We start from the raw sequence: 17,822 nt of genomic DNA on the forward strand, positions 1-17,822 counted from the left end.
ATAAAGATAAACGGCTTTAACCTTGGGATCGGGGCGCATCATGGGCTGGCTCCAGAAAGAAAATCGGGAGCACAGCATCAGGTCGTACTTGGGTCATTTGAAGGTGGGGTTTATGGAGCGCTTACGTAGGGTTTTAAGGCGCCAGGCGTTGAAGCGCTCAATCAGTTGCTGGCTGACCACAAACTCCGACGAAGTCCTAGGCCCCATTTTTCGCCATAACTTCTCCGAGCTATTATTAAATGTGTTCGGCAGTACCTCTTCAGGCACTTGCAGCGGTGCACCCGCCGCAAAAGCAGCGGCATACAGGTCGTGCAAGACAATCTGAGATACCAGCTCATGGGTGCCTTCACAAGCCTTACCTTGGTCATTTTTCGGGTAACCGCCGCCCACATCCGAGTGCACGCCGGGGTACACCACTTCGTAGGTATTTGCCGGATACTGGCCGTTCTCGTTACGGATCGAATCCAGCGGGAAGCATGAGCGCTGCTCAAAACCCGCGACAAAGTGCCGGCAACACTTGACCAAGTTCGGGAAGCGCCGGGCGTCAGGTAACAACTGGGTGTTATCGGCCCAGTCCATATGCCCTGCAAAGAACGGGGCCACATGGGCAATACCCACCGAAGCCACCGTGTCCAGCACACCGAGAAATTCCACGCTGACAGGCAAGCCCAGCAGTTCTTGTTTTGGCAGTTCGGCCCCTTCAGGGGTGTCGAACAACTGACTCAACCAGGTAACGAACGTGCGAGCCTCTGCCGCTCCGCGAGAGAAGCCGTACACGTACAGTTTGACCGACAGCACTTTAGGCTGGGCCTTGTCCTTACGATCCTGTAAAGGGGCCAGCAGCTCCTTCATGATTCGCCGGCGATTACCTTCGCCAAAGGCACTCATCATCGGGGCCTTTAAGGTGCTCATGGCCTCGACCTTGGTCTTGGCGACAATGTCATCAATTCCGTTTTTATTGTTCAGAGCATAAGATAACGTGCTGGCCACCTGTACTAAGGCCCAGTTGATTCGATCTTCACCCCCAGTAGCAAATTGCAGTCCGCCATCGCTGTAATCCATTTCGCCAATTTCGGGGAATGGCGTGCCGACACCGGGCATGTAATACGAAAAATAACCCTGCCCATTGGCCTCGGTGCCTCGTAGTGAGGCATGAAACAACTTGGCGATATTAGTGGGATGACCGTCCTGGGTGTCGTTCTTCTCGTTATTGTTGGTGCCATCGAAAAACAGGCTGATATGCAGGCTATGGCAACAGGTAAAACGTTGCGTGCGCCGCCCTTGGTCATCACGTTCCTGCTGAAAGGAATTTTGTTCAGCGTTTTGTTTATTGTAGTTATCTGTCACATCCGAAGTTTTAGTCGGAAAACGCCCCGCAGCAGGAAAAACTGGCGGCCCCCAGGCTTTGTCTTTTGAATTATTTTTCACTTCGGACATACTGCTGGCTCCTTCATTTGCGAGGACTCTTTAATCGGGTAATGCTCTGAGTTAAATGCCCAACATGAACTCGTAACCTTGATCTGGTTACAAACCAAAAAGTGTACCTTCAAGCCACATCGTTCCGTTCCAGGCCACTCTGGAATATCCACGGTGGTGCTGTGACGCTGGTAGTTGGCTGCATGTTTTGCATAAACCTCCCTGAACTCATTTGATGTTACAGAGGGCATTTTTGCAGATGGCTCGGGATCGACCTCCCATTCAATATTAGCCTTCAAGCCAGGACGCCATTTAGTCGGCATGATGATGCAGCATGACGCACCACCACCACCGTCCGCCCGGTAGCCATTGACCGACATCCAGTTAATACCGTGCACGGTATGATTGACGGCTTGCAGGTTTCCCCCGGCCATTTCGTTGTCGGCTGAAGAACATCCGAACAACGCTAATCCCAACAAGATAAACAAACCTTGCTGTATGGTTTTTCTGATTATCGATTGCATCGCTAGCAACTTCCTTGCTGATTGTCATGACCGCATAAACGGTGGCTATGCAGGCTCAACCGTTCCACTTAAGTTCTGTTTCACATACTTGCCCAAATTACCGAAGTGGTTTTCCTGGCTGGCTTGCACTTAGTCGGAAACGCCCCACAGCTGGAAAAACTGGTGGCCCCCAGGCTTTGTCTTTTGAGTTATTGTTCACTTCGGACATACTGCTGGCTCCTTCATATGGAGAGGTTCTTTAATAGGGTTGTGGGGTGAGCCATACCCCCAACATGCCGTGGTAACCTTAACTTTATTACAAACCAAAAAGTGCACTTCCAAGCCACAAGACTCCGTTCCAGGCCACTCTGGAATATCCACGGTGGTGCTGTGGCGCTGGTAGTTGGCTTTATGCTTAACCATAAAAGCTCTGAACTCATCCGTTCCTAAGGGTGGCGTAGGACCAAAAGGCTCGGGATCGACCTCCCATTCAATATTAGCCTTCAAGCCAGGACGCCATTTAGTCGGCATGATGATGCAGCATGACGCACCACCACCACCGTCCGCCCGGTAGCCATTGACCGACATCCAGTTAATACCGTGCACGGTATGATTGACGGCTTGCAGGTTTCCCCCGGCCATTTCGTTGTCGGCTGAAGAACATCCGAACAACGCTAATCCCAACAAGACAAACAAACCTTGCTGTATGGTTTTTCTGATAATCGATTGCATCGCTAGCAACTTCCTTGCTGATTGTCATGACCGCATAAACGGTGGCTATGCAGGCTCAACCGTTCCACTTAAGTTCTGTTTCACATACTTGGCCAAATCACCGAAGTGGTTTTCCTGGCTGGCTTGCACTGCGAGTGAGTAGAACAATGCAAAGCGCTGCTCTTGGCTCTTGTCCAAGAAATCAAAGCTCTTGTCATTCAGTAGTTGCTGTGCGTCGCTGATACAGTCGATCTGGTCAAATTGCTGATCGTTCAACTCGACGAAAGGGCTGACCTGAATGTTGCTCTGATGCGTCAGGCCCGTGCCCTGTAGCCACTGCTGCTGGTTATCCCGATCAAGCCAGCCCCAATAGCTGGCGACTTGCATAAACTCTGCACGCTGCTGATCGATGAGGATCGAGGACATCAGCAGGGGAAAGATGCGTGAGTCGTAATACCGTAACAAACCTGTTTGTCCACCCCAGGCCAATTGCGAAAACCCTTGCAGGGCTTTACTCAAGACTTCAAAGGGCAATGACGAGATCACCACCATTAGGCGGCCATCGGTAGCGTGCTCCACCAACTCTTCCAGCCAGGCCATATGTCGCCACTGTGTCAAGTCCAGACGCATCAATAGAGGGGCTTGATCCAGCAGATTCTGTTCTGGCGTGCCGGTGAACAGCGAGAACCAGGGGGCTTTTGGCGTCAACATCTCCAAGGCAGGCACAGCACGGTTGCCCCATCCAGCTTGGTCGAGCAGTAGATCAACCTGCTGTATACCAATGTGGGTGCAGACGTTCGCGATCTGTTCTTGCCATTGAATGGGCGTTGTCATATCCATATTTCCCTAGTCAATTCTTGCAGATCAGTCCAGTCAAAGCTCCGCGTCCACGGGCGGACGCTCAAAATAATGCGCCAAAGGCTGCACACATAAACATCGAGAGTAAATAGGACATTTCCCAAAGGCGGCAGGCTAAGCATGCAAAAGATTTCAGGGGAATCACGATGGAAGCCACTTCAAGAGGCAATCGCTCCAAAGCAGCGCTGGCGCACTTAACTTGTCAGAAAGTCTGATAAGTGCGGGCCGCATGTTTTTCAAGCGCGAGCCGCTACAAGTAGGCAGAGTCCTGGTGGCTCACAACCACCAGCGCGGTGGCTCACTATCACTGGAATGAGTGGTCACTATCATTGGAATACACACATATTCACTCAAAAAGGCTCGCCATGGGCTCAACCCGGCAGAGAGTCTGCCTCTCAATCAACCAGCCAATGCCCACAGCGCAATCAAGCGCGCTGGGGTCTGGCAGGTTTGGCGCTTGAACACGAAGTTGCGACACTTCTCGGCGAACTGTTGGCGGTTGTGCACCATGTCCAACTGCATCTGTGCCAGCTCGTTTGCGCGGCAGCGTTCGAGCTGTGCGAGGTCCTGGCTGGCTTTACGCGCGCGATGCCCCGCGTACTGCGCATCGGTCAGCGCATTGCCGGCCTGTTGCAGCAACCATGAACCGAATGCGTGTGGGCAGCGTGGGCCGATGCCCTGGATCATCCCCCAGTGGTGGGCCTGGACAACGCTGATCGGCAGGCATTCTTCAATCAGCCTATGCGCCACTTCACTGCCGACTGCGCGGGGCAGGCTGTAGGTCCAGTATTCGGAGCCATACAAGCCCATGGTCTTGTAATGCGGGTTGAGTACCACACCCGCCCGGGCGAATACGATATCGGCCGCCAGCGCCAGCATCACGCCGCCGGCGCCAGCGCTGCCCGTCAGGCCACTGACCACCAGTTGCCGGGCCGTCAGCAACTCCCGGCAAACATCGTCGATGGCCTGGATATTGGCCCAGGCTTCCAACCCCGGCACCTCGGCCGCCTGGATCACGTTGAGGTGCACACCATTGGAAAAACTCCCGCGCCCGCCCCTGACCAGCAGCACCTGGGTGTCCCGGGCCTTGGCCCAGCGCAGCGCCGCGACCAGCCGCTGGCACTGTTCGGTGCTCATGGCGCCGTTGTAGAACTCGAAGGTCAGTTCGCCAACATGAGCGGACTCTCGATAACGAATCGGTTGGTACACCCGCTCATCGAACCCTGGGTGGACGATCGAACCGTCCAGCACCGGTACATCCGCCAGTTGCCCGGCCAGCACATGACGGGCCGGTAGCTTGAAGGTTTGTTCCCCTGGCAGGGCTTTGCGCTTGAGTGCGCCGATCCACAGGCTGTGATCGCCGGCCGCAACCAACACCGCATCATCCTGTACCGCGAGGATGTCCCCCGGCGTACCGCGACGCGCATCCAGGTGCGCGTCATACAGGTAATACTGCCCGCCGGCGAGGCTGGCCAATACTCCGGGCTGGCCGTCGGCGGCGTCGAGAGTGCGTTTGATAAACCGTGCGCAATCGTACCAACTGAAAGTGCGGTCAGCCTGCTTCAGGTTGGGCTGCAAACGCCCGATCACGTCAGGTTGCGTGTCATCGAGAGGCGTCGGCACGAAGCCCCTGGCGAATTTTTCTACGACATCGCGAATGCAAGAGATCGCAGCGTCACTCACCGGGCCGTTGTACAACTCGGACTTGCGCATATCGGCGGGCATGTCGAATTCGCAGGTCGACCAGATCGGGCCGGCGTCCATTTCCTCCACTGCCTGCAAAGCCGTGACACCCCAGCGCTTGACCTGCTGGGTGATGGCCCAGTCCAGCGCGCTGGCGCCACGGTCGCCGACGATCCCTGGGTGAATGATCACCACCGGGCGATCCGGGTTGCTCCAGAGCTGCTGCGGCACACGGTCCTTGAGAAACGGGCAGATCACCAGGTCGGCCGCCGATGCCTCGATCTGCCGGCACACCGTGGCTTGATCGGTGAACAGCACCACACTGGGTTCATGGCCCAACTGGCGCAAATCCAGCCAGGCCCGCTGGGTCAACCCGTTGAACGCCGACGACAACAACATGATCTTCAATGACCGCATGACTGACTCTTCCTTGAGAAGGCATGGCCGCAGGCTCCTTGAGCCATCCTTGGCCTTTTATGGAAGCGCAAGGGTAGAGGCCGGGCCAGGGCAGTCACCTGATCGAGGTCAATCTTGTGTCAGTCAACCGTTACCACGCGGGTCGAGGCTTGTCTTATCGAGCCATAGGGCTGTCGGTGACCAACGGATAACGCACATCAAAACCCACCATGAACAAGGCTCGCTCCAGACTCAGCAGCGTTGCGCCCTGCCCCTGTGCATTGAGCACCCCAATCACTTCTTGCAGGATGCGACTGGTGGTCCGTATAAGCCCGGCCCAAATCTCGGCTTGATGCGGCTGCTTGGCGGTGCTTTTTGTGTAAAGACAAACAAACTTAAACCCCGCTTGCGAAGGGTTGCGGGTTTCGACCTTGTTCTTGGCGGTTTTCTGATTGGGGCCCCAGCGAAACGCAAGATCTGGCGGGACCACGCCTTGCCCGAGCCCATCGAGCCATTTACGCACCAACAACCCCAGTGCGGCCCCCACCCGGCCATCGTAGATGATGATGCCGTCCGGGGCGGCGGCAGCATAGACCTTGGTCATCGCGGAGTTCATCAGCAGGTTCGTGCCATCAAAAGCCGTGAGTGATTTGTCGCTTGTGGGCAGAAGCAGTTCGACCGCACGGAGGATAGAGCGGCACAAGGTCTGCTCGACAGCCTGTGCCTCGACCCACTGCAAAGAAGCATCATCCGGTTTTTTGGCGACACCTCCCCATTTGAATATTTCCAGGCAGGCCGTTCGCGCAGCCACGCAATCGTTCGCAGCCAGTGCCGCGCGCAGTCGTAGCGCAATACTGGCAAAGTCATCAGGTGCTTTGCTTTCCGGCCAGGAGTAATGCTCGGCAGCCTGGGCCAGGGACACACACCACCAGTCCTTGCTCTGCGACTGGGTGCGCTCCTTCCATGGCTTCCACGCCCGATACCGGGTGATGGAATAACGATGCTCAAAAGAACCCGGACCGCCTGACCACAGCGTTGCCAAATGCTCAGCAAACGCCTGTTGAACCGGGCTCAGACCTCCAACAGGCATCTTTTCACCACGCCGCGGGCTCGGTTCGCGAGCCGTTACCGCCGTCAACCACACCGCAGTGGGCAGTTTCGCGCTGATCGTCACGACCCCCAGCCGCTCAAGAATCGGAAGCACATAGGTGATGTTTCGCGGTCCGTAGGTTCCGGTAGGCCGTTTTCGCGAGACGTTGCAAAGGGGGCCGGCTTTTTCAGGATCATTATCAGATTTGATCACACACGGATTGCCCGCGTGGTGGTGGTTGACGTGCAAATAGTCCAGTACCGCTCCAAAGGCCGCCTTCGAGATCACAAGCGTGCTATCACCGACAACCACCTTGACCCGATCAAGCGTCACACTCTCAATACCGAACCCAGCACGTCGCGACGGTGTTTGAAGCGCTCCCAATTCACCCAACCTTGCCCACACCGATGAGACTGTTTGAGCTGCCCATTGCGTCATACTGACTTCCTTGCCTGATACGGGAATACATTTAACGGCGGACACTAACTGCCGCACGGCCTTCTGCGCAAGGCTTCAATGTCCTGCGCCCTCGACGTGTATTGGCGGGCAACCTCATCCCCTGTCCGGGCGATGATAACGGCCCCCACAACAGCCAGAATATTGTTCAACGGTATGAACAAGGCCAGGGCGCGAAAAATTGAGCCACACAGGAAAATTCATCAATCACGCTACAGTCCCACTAAAGCTTTTATCAGCGAGGCCGATGCAAAGTGATGGACCATGCTCCGCAGGCATGCAGTCCCACACCAACAAGGATGTTGTGCATGCCTCGGGCAATCCCCATTTCCACGGTTCTCCTTGAGCCGACCTCTCGCCCCACCTCATCTGTCCCCATCGGCACGCATGGTTACCGTTTCGCTGAATGGGCGATGGCGGCTTCCTGCGATTTACCGATTTCATCGGCGCTCCGGGCACGACACACAATACCGCTGGCTCGCCTAACACCCAGCACTTCCCAGTATGTCATCACCCCTCGTTGCCAACACACAAGGAACCGTAATGAACGCGCCCCAAGACCTTAACCGCCTGTACTCTGACGTTTCTGACAACATCGCCAGCGCCATGGCCGATATTCTGGAACTGAATGTCGAGCACAAAGATGGCAAGCGCGAAGTGGGCAACATGACCGAGAAGCTTCGCGCAATCCAGGTGCGCTTCGATGGCGAACTCGATCAGTTGAAGACCCATGCAGAGTGGGACATGTTTACCATGGCGTTTTTCGGCGAAACCAATGCAGGCAAGAGCACGATCATCGAGTCGTTGCGCATTTTGTTCAAAGAAGAGTCCCGGCAAGCCTTGCTGGAACACAATGCCCATGACCTGGTGAAGTACGAAAAAGCGCTGGCCGAGCATATCGATCAATTGCGCGAAAGCCTGAATGCGGTTTACCAGGAATATGCGACGCAAATCACTGACATCCGCCAGGGGGTACGCCGGCTTTCCGAGATTTTGCAGGACGAGGCCATGGCCAGGAACCGCCTCGTCCAAGCCCAGGCCCAGGCCCGTACGGCACTGGCAGAGCAGGAGGCCAATGCCCGATTAAAGGCCGAACAGGAAGAAGCTGCGCAACGGCTGGCCGCCGAACAAGCCATAGCGACCCAACGGCTGAAGATCGAACAGGAAGAAGCCGCGCAACGCCTGCAACTGGCCCAGGATCAATCCAATGCCAACATCAGGACAAAGCTGATTGCTTTTGCCAGCGGCGGGCTGGTTCTGGGCGCTGGCGCCTCGGCGCTGCTCTTGAAACTGGCAGGAGCCTGAGATGAGCAACTTCGAGCTCGACGAACTGTTCGATCAAGCGAACGCCGTGTCTGAAGAAGGGGTTAGCGTAAACCCTTTTGCACACCTCAAGAGCCACTCGGCAGCCATGGATGACGTACTGAACCATCGACTGGCCCGTGTGTTTTCCGGGGCCCTGGCCCTTGACCGGAAAAAAGCGCTGGCCTCGCGCATAGACGGGCGAATCATCGGCACGGGCGAAGAGGACTTCACCAAGGGCAATACGTTTTATACCCTCAACTACAAGGGCAAACGCTTCCAGTTGATCGATGTGCCCGGTATTGAGGGGGACGAAGGCAAGTATGCTCATTGCGTCCGCGAAGCGGTGGCGAAGGCGCACCTGGTGTTCTACGTCAACGGCACCAACAAGAAGCCTGAAAAGGCGACTGCGCAAAAGATCCGCAGCTATTTGCGTCTCGGCACCCAGGTGTGCCCCCTGATGAACGTGCGCGGCAATGCCGACCAATACGAGTTCGATGGGGTCCCCGCACACCTCGAAAGCGAGGGTGACTCGACCAAGGCCTTGCAGCAGACCGTCGACGTGCTTGAATCCGTGCTGGGCGCCAAGACCCTGCACCCTGGACATTGCGTGCAGGGGTTGCTCGCCTTCTCGTCCCTGGCCGTTGCGCCGGGGACCGAACACACGACCATCCACCCGTCCCGGGAGCGGAACCTGGTCATTCACCAGCGCAATTACCGCAAATACTTCGCCTCGTCGAAGGCCATGTATGAGTTCAGCCAGATCAAGTCAGTCGCCCAGGTGCTTCACGGAAAACTCGGCACGTTCAAAGAAGACATGATCGAAAGCAACAAGAGCAAAGTGCATGAGTTGCTGGTGGAGAACCTCGGCATCCTGCAAGAGCTGCACACCAGCCACGAGCTGTTCGTGGCCAGGACAGAGCCGGAATTTGCAAAGTGTCGGGCGGCGATCAACGATGGGCAGGCCAGGTTCGAGCGCCTGTTACTGGATGGCCGAAAAAACCTCTGGAACGGGCTATTCATCGACTTGAGTGCCGCCGCCAACAACATCGTTGAGGCGCATTTTGGCAACAACGATTTAATTTCCACCAAGATCCAGCGCGCCTTCAAGGAACGCCAGGAACAATTGAAAGACGATTTGCAGACACAGTTCGAAAAATGCCTCGCGCAATTGCAGGGCGACCTTGTCCAGGCCATGCAACGCTTGCTGGAGGACGTTTCGCGGGTTGAGTTCGAGCAGGCAGTCGCCTACGCAGGTGCAGACCTCACTGCCAGCTACAAGACACCTGATCTGGGCCTGGGCCTGGATCTTAAGGATTATGGCTGGATGCTGTTCAACGTCGGCTCCTATGCCCTTGCAGGAGCCGGGATCGGTACCGCCTTCCCGGTTGTCGGCAACCTGATTGGTGCGGCTATCGGCGCGGCGGTGGGCTTTTTGATCAACCTCATGAACTTCCTCCTCAGCGAGGAAAAACGCATGCGCAAAGCCCAGGCTCAAGTCCAGGAAAAGATCGCCGAGGCCCGTACCAAGGCTATCGACTCCCTGCGTGATGAACTCAAGGGTTTGCTCGCGCCAGTTCGCAGCCAAATCGAAGAAAAGCTCCTCGGACAAGTCAACGACATCCATGCCTCGCTGATTCGCCCGCTGCACATCATCAAGCAGCAGATGGCGTTGATGCAGCGCACCAAAGATCAACTGGAGAAAATGCCCCATGGAACAATTCACGCAATTTAGCGTTGATAAACAGAGCGCGCTCAACGGCCTGGATCAGCTCAGACTCATCCTGGAAGAGCTGGGTGAGCTAGGCGCTGACGTTAACGCTGAAATGGCAAAAATCGATTCGGCGATCAAGACGATCGAGTCCGACGTTCTGCGCATTGCGCTGCTGGGTGCCTTTTCTGATGGCAAGACCAGCGTCATTGCCGCCTGGCTGGGCAAAGTCATGGCCGACATGAAGATCGATATGGATGAGTCCTCCGATCGCCTGGCGATTTACACGCCAGAAGGTCTGCCGGGGCACTGTGAGATCGTCGATACCCCGGGGCTCTTCGGCGACAAGGAAAAGACCGTCGATGGCGAGCAGCTGGCTTATGAAGACCTGACCAAGCGCTACATCTGCGAAGCGCATCTGATCCTGTACGTGGTGGACGCCACCAACCCGCTCAAGGATAGCCACAGCGCTATCGCCAAGTGGGTACTGCGCGACTTGAACAAGCTGTCTTCGACGGTCTTCGTCATTAATAAAATGGATGAAGTGACCGATTTGACCGAGCAGGTCTTGTTCGATGATCAGGCAGCCATCAAAAAGGATAACCTCAAAGCCAAGCTGCAGCGGGCAGCCAACCTGACGTCGGAAGAACTGGCCCGCCTGAATATCGTTTGCCTGGCCTCCAACCCCGGAGGCCGAGGCCTGGAGTTCTGGTTCGGCAAGCCCGAGCATTACGAAAGCCGCTCGCGGATCAACGACCTGAAGGCCATGACCGCTCGCATCCTGCAGGACAACGTACCCGCAGTACTGATGGCCAAGACAGGCATGGACGTGGTGCGCGATGTCGTCGGCCAGCATGTGGCCCGGGCCGAAGAGCAACTGGGCCGGCTGGATGCCTTCGCACAACAGAACGCCGAGGAGTCCGTGCGGATCAACCAGGATATTTCCAAGGGCCGTCGCGACGTCAAGCGTCTTGCCGGGGAGCTGTTCGAGGAGTTGCGAAATGTCGAGAATGAACTGCTTGGCAAGCTCCGGCCGTTGTCACTGGAGCATATCCGCGACTTTCTCGAAGACGAGATCGGTTACACCGAGGAAGGTGTTGGCTACAAACTCAACCTGAGAATCAAGGCCGCCATCGACCGCTCGTTCGACCAATCATCCAAGGTCACCAGCCGTATTTCCCAGGACATCGGCCGCCAGCTCAATTCAAGTGAGAGCTTCCTTAATGCCATGAGCGAGGGCGCCCTCAAGTCCATGGGCGGAGCCGCGAAAGGCATCGCCAACCTGAGCCCGGATATCATCAAGGGTGCCGTGTTTGCCGCACGAGATGCCTTGGGCTCGGTGACGGGCGTGGTCTTCAAGTTCAAACCGTGGCAAGCAACCAAAATCGCGGGGGCGATTTCCAAATGGGCCGGCCCAGCCGGTGCAGCCTTCACCCTGACCTCGGACCTTCTGAGCGCCTACAAGGCTCACGAACTCGAACAGGAACTGAAGGCGGCCAAAGAGTCCATCACCACAGTCATCAAGAGCTCGTTCAAGGACATCTACGATCTGATTGGCGATGACGAAAAGCTGCTCGACTTCTTTGCACCACAGCTCAAAGAGTTTGAAAAAATCGTCGCCACCGTTGATGAGCGCTCGGCCTTCATCCGTACCAACCAGGAAAAACTGCTGCACGTGCGCGAAAAACTGAGCGCGCTGGCGCTTCCAGGCGCCCCGGGGCATACGACACAAGCCTTGACCGCTTAACCCGTACTTGAGCGCCGCCAGGAGCAGCACACTGGCGGCCCCTCCCCTCAATGCACCCTGCCGTTGTCCAGTTTAACCCTCGCCTGAAAAGTAACCCTCTGACCCAACGCCCGGACGATTTTTTAGTATCGGATCGAAATCATGTTGACAAGAGAGCGCTGCCGCGCGAAATTATGGTTTCGGATCAACACTAAATGACATGCCTGGTTCAGGTTGTCTGAAATCAAACCACCGTTGGAGAGACATCATGTTATCTAAAGCTATTTTTTATCATGCAGGTTGCTCGGTGTGCGTCAGCGCAGAACAACAGTTCGTTACAGCGCTGGATCCACAACGTTATCAAGTCGAAGTGGTTCACTTGGGAGATGCCAAAGGCCGCGTTGCAGAGGCCGAGCGTTTTGGTGTGAAGTCTGTGCCGGCATTGGTAATTGACGGACAAGCCTTCCATATCAACTTCGGCGCGGGTATCGAAGCTTTACGCTGACCCGTGTGCAGGGCGCCAAATAATGGCGCCCTGTAACCTACCTCGCGGCGCTCATCAATCTCAACGGAGAAACCGATAAATCCGCGCGTGCAAACCTAATACCCAAGAGTGACAGTCCACATGAAAAAAGACAGTCCCTTCGCCCTGCTTCTGCCTGCCGCAATGGCACAATTCGCTGAAGATGCGGGCGTGTATAAAGCCACCAAGCAACCGCTGAAAACTTTCTATCTGGCCATCATTGCCGGTGTATTCATTTCCATCGGTTTTGTGTTCTATATCACGGCAACCACCGGCCTCGCTGGCAGCTCCTGGGGGCTGGTGAAACTGGTCGGCGGCATCTGCTTCTCCATGGGGCTGATGCTCGTGGTCGTCTGTGGTGCAGACCTGTTCACGTCTAACATCCTGAATGTGATAGCCAAGGCCAGCGGCCGCATAACCTGGGGGCAACTGGCCAGGAACTGGCTGAATGTCTATGTCGGCAACTTGATTGGAGCCTTGTTTTTTGTCGCGCTGATTTGGTTTTCTGGCCAATACATGACCGCCAATGGCTTATGGGGGTTGAATGTATTGCAAACCACCAGCCACAAGTTGCAGCACTCGTTTATTGAGGCCGTGAGTCTTGGCATCCTGGCCAACTTGATGGTGTGCATGGCCGTCTGGATGAGTTATTCCGGCCGCAGCCTGACGGATAAAATGCTCGCGATCATCCTGCCGGTGGCCATGTTTGTCGCCAGTGGTTTCGAGCACTGTATTGCCAATATGTTCATGATTCCCATGGGCATTGTAATCAAGCACTTTGCTACTGCCGAGTTCTGGAACGCGGTGGGGGCAGCCCCTGAGCAGTTTGCTCATTTAACTATCAATAACTTTATTTTCGACAACCTTATCCCCGTCACGCTGGGCAACATCATTGGCGGAGGCTTATTGGTCGGCCTGACTTATTGGGTGATCTACCTGCGAGCCCCTGAAGGGCAACATTAATCACCCAAGTACCCGGCAGGATGGTTTGCACTGAGTTCTGCCCTCCCTGTTTTATTTTCTGTTCTGTCCCCTGCTCCACCCAAATCGATGAGGAATAGATATGAAAAAGTTAACCACTGCGTTTGGCGCTCCAGTCGTCGACAACCAAAATATTCAAACTGCCGGCCCGCGCGGCCCTGCCCTGCTTCAAGATATCTGGCTGCTGGAGAAAATGGCCCACTTCGACCGGGAAGTCATTCCTGAGCGGCGCATGCATGCCAAAGGCTCGGGTGCATTCGGGACGTTTACGGTGACCCACGACATTACCCGCTACACACGGGCCAAGATCTTCTCCGAGATCGGCAAGAAGACCGAAATGTTCACCCGCTTCTCGACGGTGGCCGGTGAGCGCGGTGCCGCCGATGCCGAGCGCGACATCCGCGGCTTTGCCATGAAGTTCTATACCGAAGAAGGCAACTGGGACCTGGTGGGCAACAATACCCCGGTGTTTTTCATGCGCGACCCGCTCAAGTTTCCCGACCTGAACCACGCGGTCAAACGCGACCCGCGCACCGGTATGCGCAGCGCCGAGAACCAATGGGACTTCTGGACCCAACTGCCCGAAACCCTGCATCAAGTCACGATCATCATGAGTGACCGTGGCCTGCCGCGCACCTGGCGGCATATGCATGGTTTTGGCAGTCACGCCTTCAGCTTTATCAATGCCAACAATGAGCGCTACTGGGTCAAGTTCCACCTGCGCACCCAGCAAGGCATCGAAAACCTCACCGATGCCCAGGCCCAGGAACTAATAGGACGCGACCGCGAATCCCACCAGCGCGACCTGTATGAAGCCATCGAGAACCAGGACTTCCCGCGCTGGAAGCTGTTTGTGCAAATCATGCCGGAACAGGAAGCGGGCACCTACCACATCAACCCTTTCGACCTGACCAAGGTCTGGCCAAAAGCCGACTACCCACTGATCGAAGTCGGCGTCATGGAGTTGAACCGCAACCCCGAGAACCATTTTGCCGACGTCGAACAAGCCGCTTTCTCCCCGGCGAATGTCGTCCCGGGCATCAGTTTTTCACCGGATAAAATGCTCCAGGGCCGTCTGTTTTCCTATGGCGACACCCAGCGCTACCGCTTGAGCGTCAACTTCCAGCAAATCCCGGTGAATGCCCCCCGAGGCGCCACCCGGGTCAACAGCTATCACCGCGATGGACTGATGCGGGTTGATTCCAATGCCGGAGGCACCACCTCCTACGAACCGAACACCCGTGGCGAATGGCAAGAGCAGCCCGATTTTCAAGAGCCGCCCCTGACCCTGGAAGGCGCGGCCGGCCACTGGAATCATCGGGTCGATCCCGATTATTTCTCCCAGCCCGGCGCCCTGTTCCGAAAAATGTCCGCAGAGCAAAAACAAGCGCTGTTCGATAACACCGCACGCGCCCTGGCGGGGGTTTCCACCCCTATCCAACGCCTGCATATAGAGCACTGCACCAAGGCCGATCCCGAGTATGGGAGCGGCATTATCAAGGCATTGGCAGCCTGCCAATAACCCAGGACTGGGCTCCCGGGTCAACCGGGAGCCCCCCTGGCCTTGGCCGCCTAAAAACGAAAGGTGCCACGAACAGACAAGAATTGACTGTCATCCCCTCCTGCCTCCCGCACCATTTTTGCCACCGCGTAGTATTTGTAATCCAGGTCGATCGTCAGATTGCTTGAAGCCAGCCATCTCAGATTGGCCCTGGCAATCGTCCCGATCTCGCGCCCCGCCCCCTGACCGGAAGGCACGATGGGCACCATGCCCGGGACATACACGGCATCCCCGGCACGCTGCTTCCAGGCCTTGAACACCCCAGGCTCGATGCGCACCGTAGGCCATGGCGAAAACGCCAGGACCGGGCCGACAATAATGGCGTTGGAAAGGGTGATCAACGCCGCTTCGCCATACACTCCATTGCGCGGGAACAACGGATCGAAGGTCTCGACCTGTTTGTCGCCAGCCTGCCGATCACCACTGGCCGCATCGACCCGCAACCCCAGGCGCGGGCGCCAGGGCGCTGAAAAGGTGTAGCCACTGTCCGTCGAGAAGGCCCAGGCACGTATATCCCCGCCGGCCAGCGTGCCGGACTGCCCGGCCAGGTCCCAACTCCAATCCAGCGCGCCGCTGTTTCCAAATAGCCTTGTGCCGAAGGTGTAACGCTGCTCCGCGCCGGTCAGCCCGGCCAAGGTTCTGCGCTCGGTTTCCAGCCCAAAGGCGTAGAGGTCGATGTTCCATTGCGACGACAACGGTAACGTGCCGTAGAGACCGTAAAACTTGACTTGATTGTTCGACCCATCGTCGAAAGAGTCGGTGCCAAGCCTGACCGGACGTACGGCAAAAACATCCAGCCGCGTGCGCGGAGCCCATTCCAGGGTCAACCGTAAACCATCGAAGGCCTGCCGCACATTCGGCGTTTCCCGGTAAGTGACAAATGCCTGGGCACCGTAGGCCATTTCCTGGCGCCCGAGCCGCGCGGTCAGCGTTGCATCGCCCAGCCCGAAGCGGCCATCGATGAAGGCCTGTTGTATATCGTTGCGGCTTGCATCGGCCGGCGACGGTGAGTCCTTGCCCCAGGCCCGGGTATTCTGCACCTGCGTGAAAATACGCAGGCCACCGTCGAACAAATGCAGGTCGGCATGGGCTTGCAGCCGCTGCATCAAGGCGGAATCGTCATGCCCGCCCCGCAGGCCAAAAAACGGCCTGTCGACGGTATCGGCCCGGTAACGCACCTCGCCACCGGTTTGCAACCAGGCCGAGTCGGACAGGCGATGAAAACGCAAGGCATCGAACGGATCGGTCCGCTTGCGCGCATCGTCGAGAAAACGATAGTCCTCCATCCAGCGCGGTAACCCCGGGCGTAACGGGCGCTCTTGCTCCAAAGGGTTGCCGAGTGCCAGATCGGCACACAGTAAAAGTGACGGTGCCATCAGGCTTGCACCTGCCAACAGCGTCGAAGAACGTCTAGAAATCACGGTTCCCAACATCTTCAGATTCTCTTTTTTGTTTTTATTGGGTAGCCGTCAACACCGGTCAGGCATTCGCCAACCGGAGCCGCAGCCGCTGCAAAGAGAAAGACGCGCCGTGCAAGCGCGCCTGTTTAAAGGGTTGTCACTGAATACAACGGTCGAAAAGGCAAAACATCTGACCGTATTTATAACGGACCGGGGCCGGGACCACTCCACTGTCCCGGGCATACTTGTCCCAGTCGGCGGTCAGCTCGGCGAGCTTCTTCGGGTTGTCCGCCGCGACGTCATGGGCCAACGTCACGTCCTGCTGCATGTCATACAACTCCCAGCGCCCACTGCCATACGGCGGCGCCTGGAGCTGGGCAACCCACTGGCCGCTGTACAACGCGCGTCGACCATTGAACTCCCAGCCCAATATCCGTGGCGCCTGCTGGCGGCCCTCAAGCGCAGCCAGCATCGAGCGCCCCTGCAACGGCAAAAGCGCAGCCCCCTGGTACTGTTTGGGATAACTCACTTGCGCCAATTCAAGAACGGTCGGCAAGAAATCCTTGGCATGCAGGATCTGCCGATTGATCGTGCCTTTGGCGCTGAGCGCTGGATAACGCACAATCGCCGGCACATGGATCCCACCGTTGGCCGTGAAGCCCTTGAAGTAAGGGAATGGCGTCGCACTGACCTGCGCCCAGCGTGGCCCCAGTGTCACGTAGGAACCTTTTCGTCCCATATTTTGCGGGCTGTTATCGAATGTCTTGTCCACCCACTCGCGGATCCCGTCACGGTCGGCCGTTGTGCCCAGGGACTCGGGGGTCGCCGACTCCGGGCCGTTGTCGGACATGAACAGAATAAAGGTGTTATCCAGCTCGCCACTTTTGCGCAGGTGTTCAAGTACCCGGCCAATGTTGTGGTCCATGTTGTCGACCATGGCCGCATAAATCTGCATGGCCCGGGTTTGCTCCTGGCGTTGCGCCTCGCTCAGGTCCTCCCAGGCAGGCAGCTTGTCCTTGAGCGGATCGTTGGCCGTGGTCCCCGCAGGCACCAGCCCCGTCTCGATCATCCTGGCCAGGCGCTGCTGGCGTAGCGCTTCATAACCCTGGGCGTAGTCTCCCTTGTACTTGGCCAGGTATTCGTCTGGCGCCTGCAGGGGCCAATGCGGTGCGGTAAAGGCCAGGTAGGCGAAGAACGGCTTGTCTGCCTGACGATCACGCTCAAGATAGCCCAGCAACTTATCCGTGTAGAAATCGCTGGAGTAGAACGGCTCGGGAATCGTCGTGTCCTTGCCATTTTCCTGGTATCGGGCCTTGTAGTTCCCCGGGAACATCTGGCTCTTGTCCATGTGGCTGGCGCCGCCGGGCATCAGGGTAAAGGGGCTCTTCGCATTTAAGGGTGTAGCTGATTTCTAAACCCTCCTGACTTCAGCAAGCACCTGGCTATGTAATTGGTTAAATTTCTAAAGCCCAAGGCGGTACCTCGTAAGTGCTCAAGTCGCCCGT

At 56.8% G+C, this 17,822-nt stretch carries 13 protein-coding genes and 1 pseudogene; 6 read left to right on the top strand and 8 right to left on the bottom strand.

The features are described from left to right. Nucleotides 1-126: 126 nt before the first annotated feature. The 6 genes and pseudogenes from BLL38_RS28320 to BLL38_RS28345 form a co-directional block, all read right to left on the bottom strand. Nucleotides 127-1,437, bottom strand: a pseudogene (locus tag BLL38_RS28320) (T6SS phospholipase effector Tle1-like catalytic domain-containing protein); the annotation flags it as partial. Continuing rightward, on the bottom strand, nt 1,425-1,940 hold the full coding sequence (gene tli1a, locus BLL38_RS28325; RefSeq protein WP_076965186.1) for a Tli1a family immunity protein: 516 nt from the start codon (nt 1,938-1,940) through the stop codon (nt 1,425-1,427). The pseudogene BLL38_RS28320 and the gene tli1a (BLL38_RS28325), both read right to left, overlap by 13 nt. A gap of 195 nt (nt 1,941-2,135) precedes the next feature. Next, nucleotides 2,136-2,651 (bottom strand): Tli1a family immunity protein, encoded by a 516-nt coding sequence (tli1a, locus tag BLL38_RS28330; RefSeq protein WP_076965187.1) that lies wholly within the window; start codon nt 2,649-2,651, stop codon nt 2,136-2,138. 45 nt (nt 2,652-2,696) lie between these two features. Continuing rightward, nucleotides 2,697-3,464 (bottom strand): toxin Tle1 chaperone Tla1, encoded by a 768-nt coding sequence (gene tla1 / locus BLL38_RS28335; protein WP_076965198.1) that lies wholly within the window; start codon nt 3,462-3,464, stop codon nt 2,697-2,699. A gap of 423 nt (nt 3,465-3,887) precedes the next feature. Further along, a complete protein-coding gene (locus tag BLL38_RS28340) occupies nt 3,888-5,588 on the bottom strand; it encodes a hydrogenase maturation protein (protein WP_076965188.1) in 1,701 nt (566 codons plus the stop codon). 154 nt (nt 5,589-5,742) lie between these two features. Beyond that, complete coding sequence (locus tag BLL38_RS28345; RefSeq protein ID WP_076965189.1) at nt 5,743-7,095, bottom strand: hypothetical protein; 1,353 nt, start codon at nt 7,093-7,095, stop codon at nt 5,743-5,745. A 561-nt stretch (nt 7,096-7,656) separates the two neighbouring features. Here BLL38_RS28345 and BLL38_RS28350 point away from each other — a divergent pair. The 6 genes from BLL38_RS28350 to BLL38_RS28375 all read left to right on the top strand — a co-directional run bounded on the left by BLL38_RS28350 (nt 7,657) and on the right by BLL38_RS28375 (nt 14,878). Further along, nucleotides 7,657-8,418, top strand: coding sequence for a hypothetical protein (locus BLL38_RS28350; protein WP_076965190.1), 762 nt, complete (start codon nt 7,657-7,659; stop codon nt 8,416-8,418). A gap of 1 nt (nt 8,419) precedes the next feature. After that, nucleotides 8,420-10,150, top strand: coding sequence for a hypothetical protein (locus BLL38_RS28355; protein ID WP_076965191.1), 1,731 nt, complete (start codon nt 8,420-8,422; stop codon nt 10,148-10,150). Then, nucleotides 10,128-11,873 (top strand): LeoA/HP0731 family dynamin-like GTPase, encoded by a 1,746-nt coding sequence (locus BLL38_RS28360; protein WP_076965192.1) that lies wholly within the window; start codon nt 10,128-10,130, stop codon nt 11,871-11,873. Before BLL38_RS28355 ends, BLL38_RS28360 begins: the two co-directional genes overlap by 23 nt. Before the next feature lie 247 nt (nt 11,874-12,120). After that, on the top strand, nt 12,121-12,357 hold the full coding sequence (locus BLL38_RS28365) for a thioredoxin family protein (protein ID WP_076965193.1): 237 nt from the start codon (nt 12,121-12,123) through the stop codon (nt 12,355-12,357). A 120-nt stretch (nt 12,358-12,477) separates the two neighbouring features. Then, the gene (gene focA / locus BLL38_RS28370; protein WP_076965194.1) at nt 12,478-13,338 is read left to right on the top strand and encodes a formate transporter FocA; all 861 of its coding nucleotides are present in this window, start codon (nt 12,478-12,480) and stop codon (nt 13,336-13,338) included. A 100-nt stretch (nt 13,339-13,438) separates the two neighbouring features. Then, the gene (locus tag BLL38_RS28375; protein WP_076965195.1) at nt 13,439-14,878 is read left to right on the top strand and encodes a catalase; all 1,440 of its coding nucleotides are present in this window, start codon (nt 13,439-13,441) and stop codon (nt 14,876-14,878) included. A 50-nt stretch (nt 14,879-14,928) separates the two neighbouring features. On the opposite strand, the gene BLL38_RS28380 is transcribed toward BLL38_RS28375, so the two are convergent. Continuing rightward, nucleotides 14,929-16,293: an alginate export family protein gene (locus tag BLL38_RS28380; RefSeq protein ID WP_090412675.1), complete on the bottom strand. Its 1,365-nt coding sequence runs from the start codon at nt 16,291-16,293 to the stop codon at nt 14,929-14,931. Nucleotides 16,294-16,474: 181 nt separating this feature from the next. Further along, entirely contained in the window at nt 16,475-17,665 is a 1,191-nt protein-coding gene (locus BLL38_RS28385) for a sulfatase-like hydrolase/transferase (protein ID WP_242627647.1), read from the bottom strand. Nucleotides 17,666-17,822: the final 157 nt, after the last annotated feature.

It is taken from the genome of Pseudomonas gessardii, assembly GCF_001983165.1.
In the GTDB taxonomy this organism is placed as follows: domain Bacteria; phylum Pseudomonadota; class Gammaproteobacteria; order Pseudomonadales; family Pseudomonadaceae; genus Aquipseudomonas; species Aquipseudomonas gessardii.

Bases quoted from the DNA above. Each gene is read 5' to 3' on its own strand.
- tli1a (WP_076965186.1), bottom strand. From the start codon at position 1,940: ATGCAATCGATAATCAGAAAAACCATACAGCAAGGTTTGTTTATCTTG.
- tli1a (WP_076965187.1), bottom strand. From the start codon at position 2,651: ATGCAATCGATTATCAGAAAAACCATACAGCAAGGTTTGTTTGTCTTG.
- tla1 (WP_076965198.1), bottom strand. From the start codon at position 3,464: ATGACAACGCCCATTCAATGGCAAGAACAGATCGCGAACGTCTGCACC.
- BLL38_RS28340 (WP_076965188.1), bottom strand. From the start codon at position 5,588: ATGCGGTCATTGAAGATCATGTTGTTGTCGTCGGCGTTCAACGGGTTG.
- BLL38_RS28345 (WP_076965189.1), bottom strand. From the start codon at position 7,095: ATGACGCAATGGGCAGCTCAAACAGTCTCATCGGTGTGGGCAAGGTTG.
- BLL38_RS28350 (WP_076965190.1), top strand. From the start codon at position 7,657: ATGAACGCGCCCCAAGACCTTAACCGCCTGTACTCTGACGTTTCTGAC.
- BLL38_RS28355 (WP_076965191.1), top strand. From the start codon at position 8,420: ATGAGCAACTTCGAGCTCGACGAACTGTTCGATCAAGCGAACGCCGTG.
- BLL38_RS28360 (WP_076965192.1), top strand. From the start codon at position 10,128: ATGGAACAATTCACGCAATTTAGCGTTGATAAACAGAGCGCGCTCAAC.
- BLL38_RS28365 (WP_076965193.1), top strand. From the start codon at position 12,121: ATGTTATCTAAAGCTATTTTTTATCATGCAGGTTGCTCGGTGTGCGTC.
- focA (WP_076965194.1), top strand. From the start codon at position 12,478: ATGAAAAAAGACAGTCCCTTCGCCCTGCTTCTGCCTGCCGCAATGGCA.
- BLL38_RS28375 (WP_076965195.1), top strand. From the start codon at position 13,439: ATGAAAAAGTTAACCACTGCGTTTGGCGCTCCAGTCGTCGACAACCAA.
- BLL38_RS28380 (WP_090412675.1), bottom strand. From the start codon at position 16,293: ATGGCACCGTCACTTTTACTGTGTGCCGATCTGGCACTCGGCAACCCT.
- BLL38_RS28385 (WP_242627647.1), bottom strand. From the start codon at position 17,665: ATGGACAAGAGCCAGATGTTCCCGGGGAACTACAAGGCCCGATACCAG.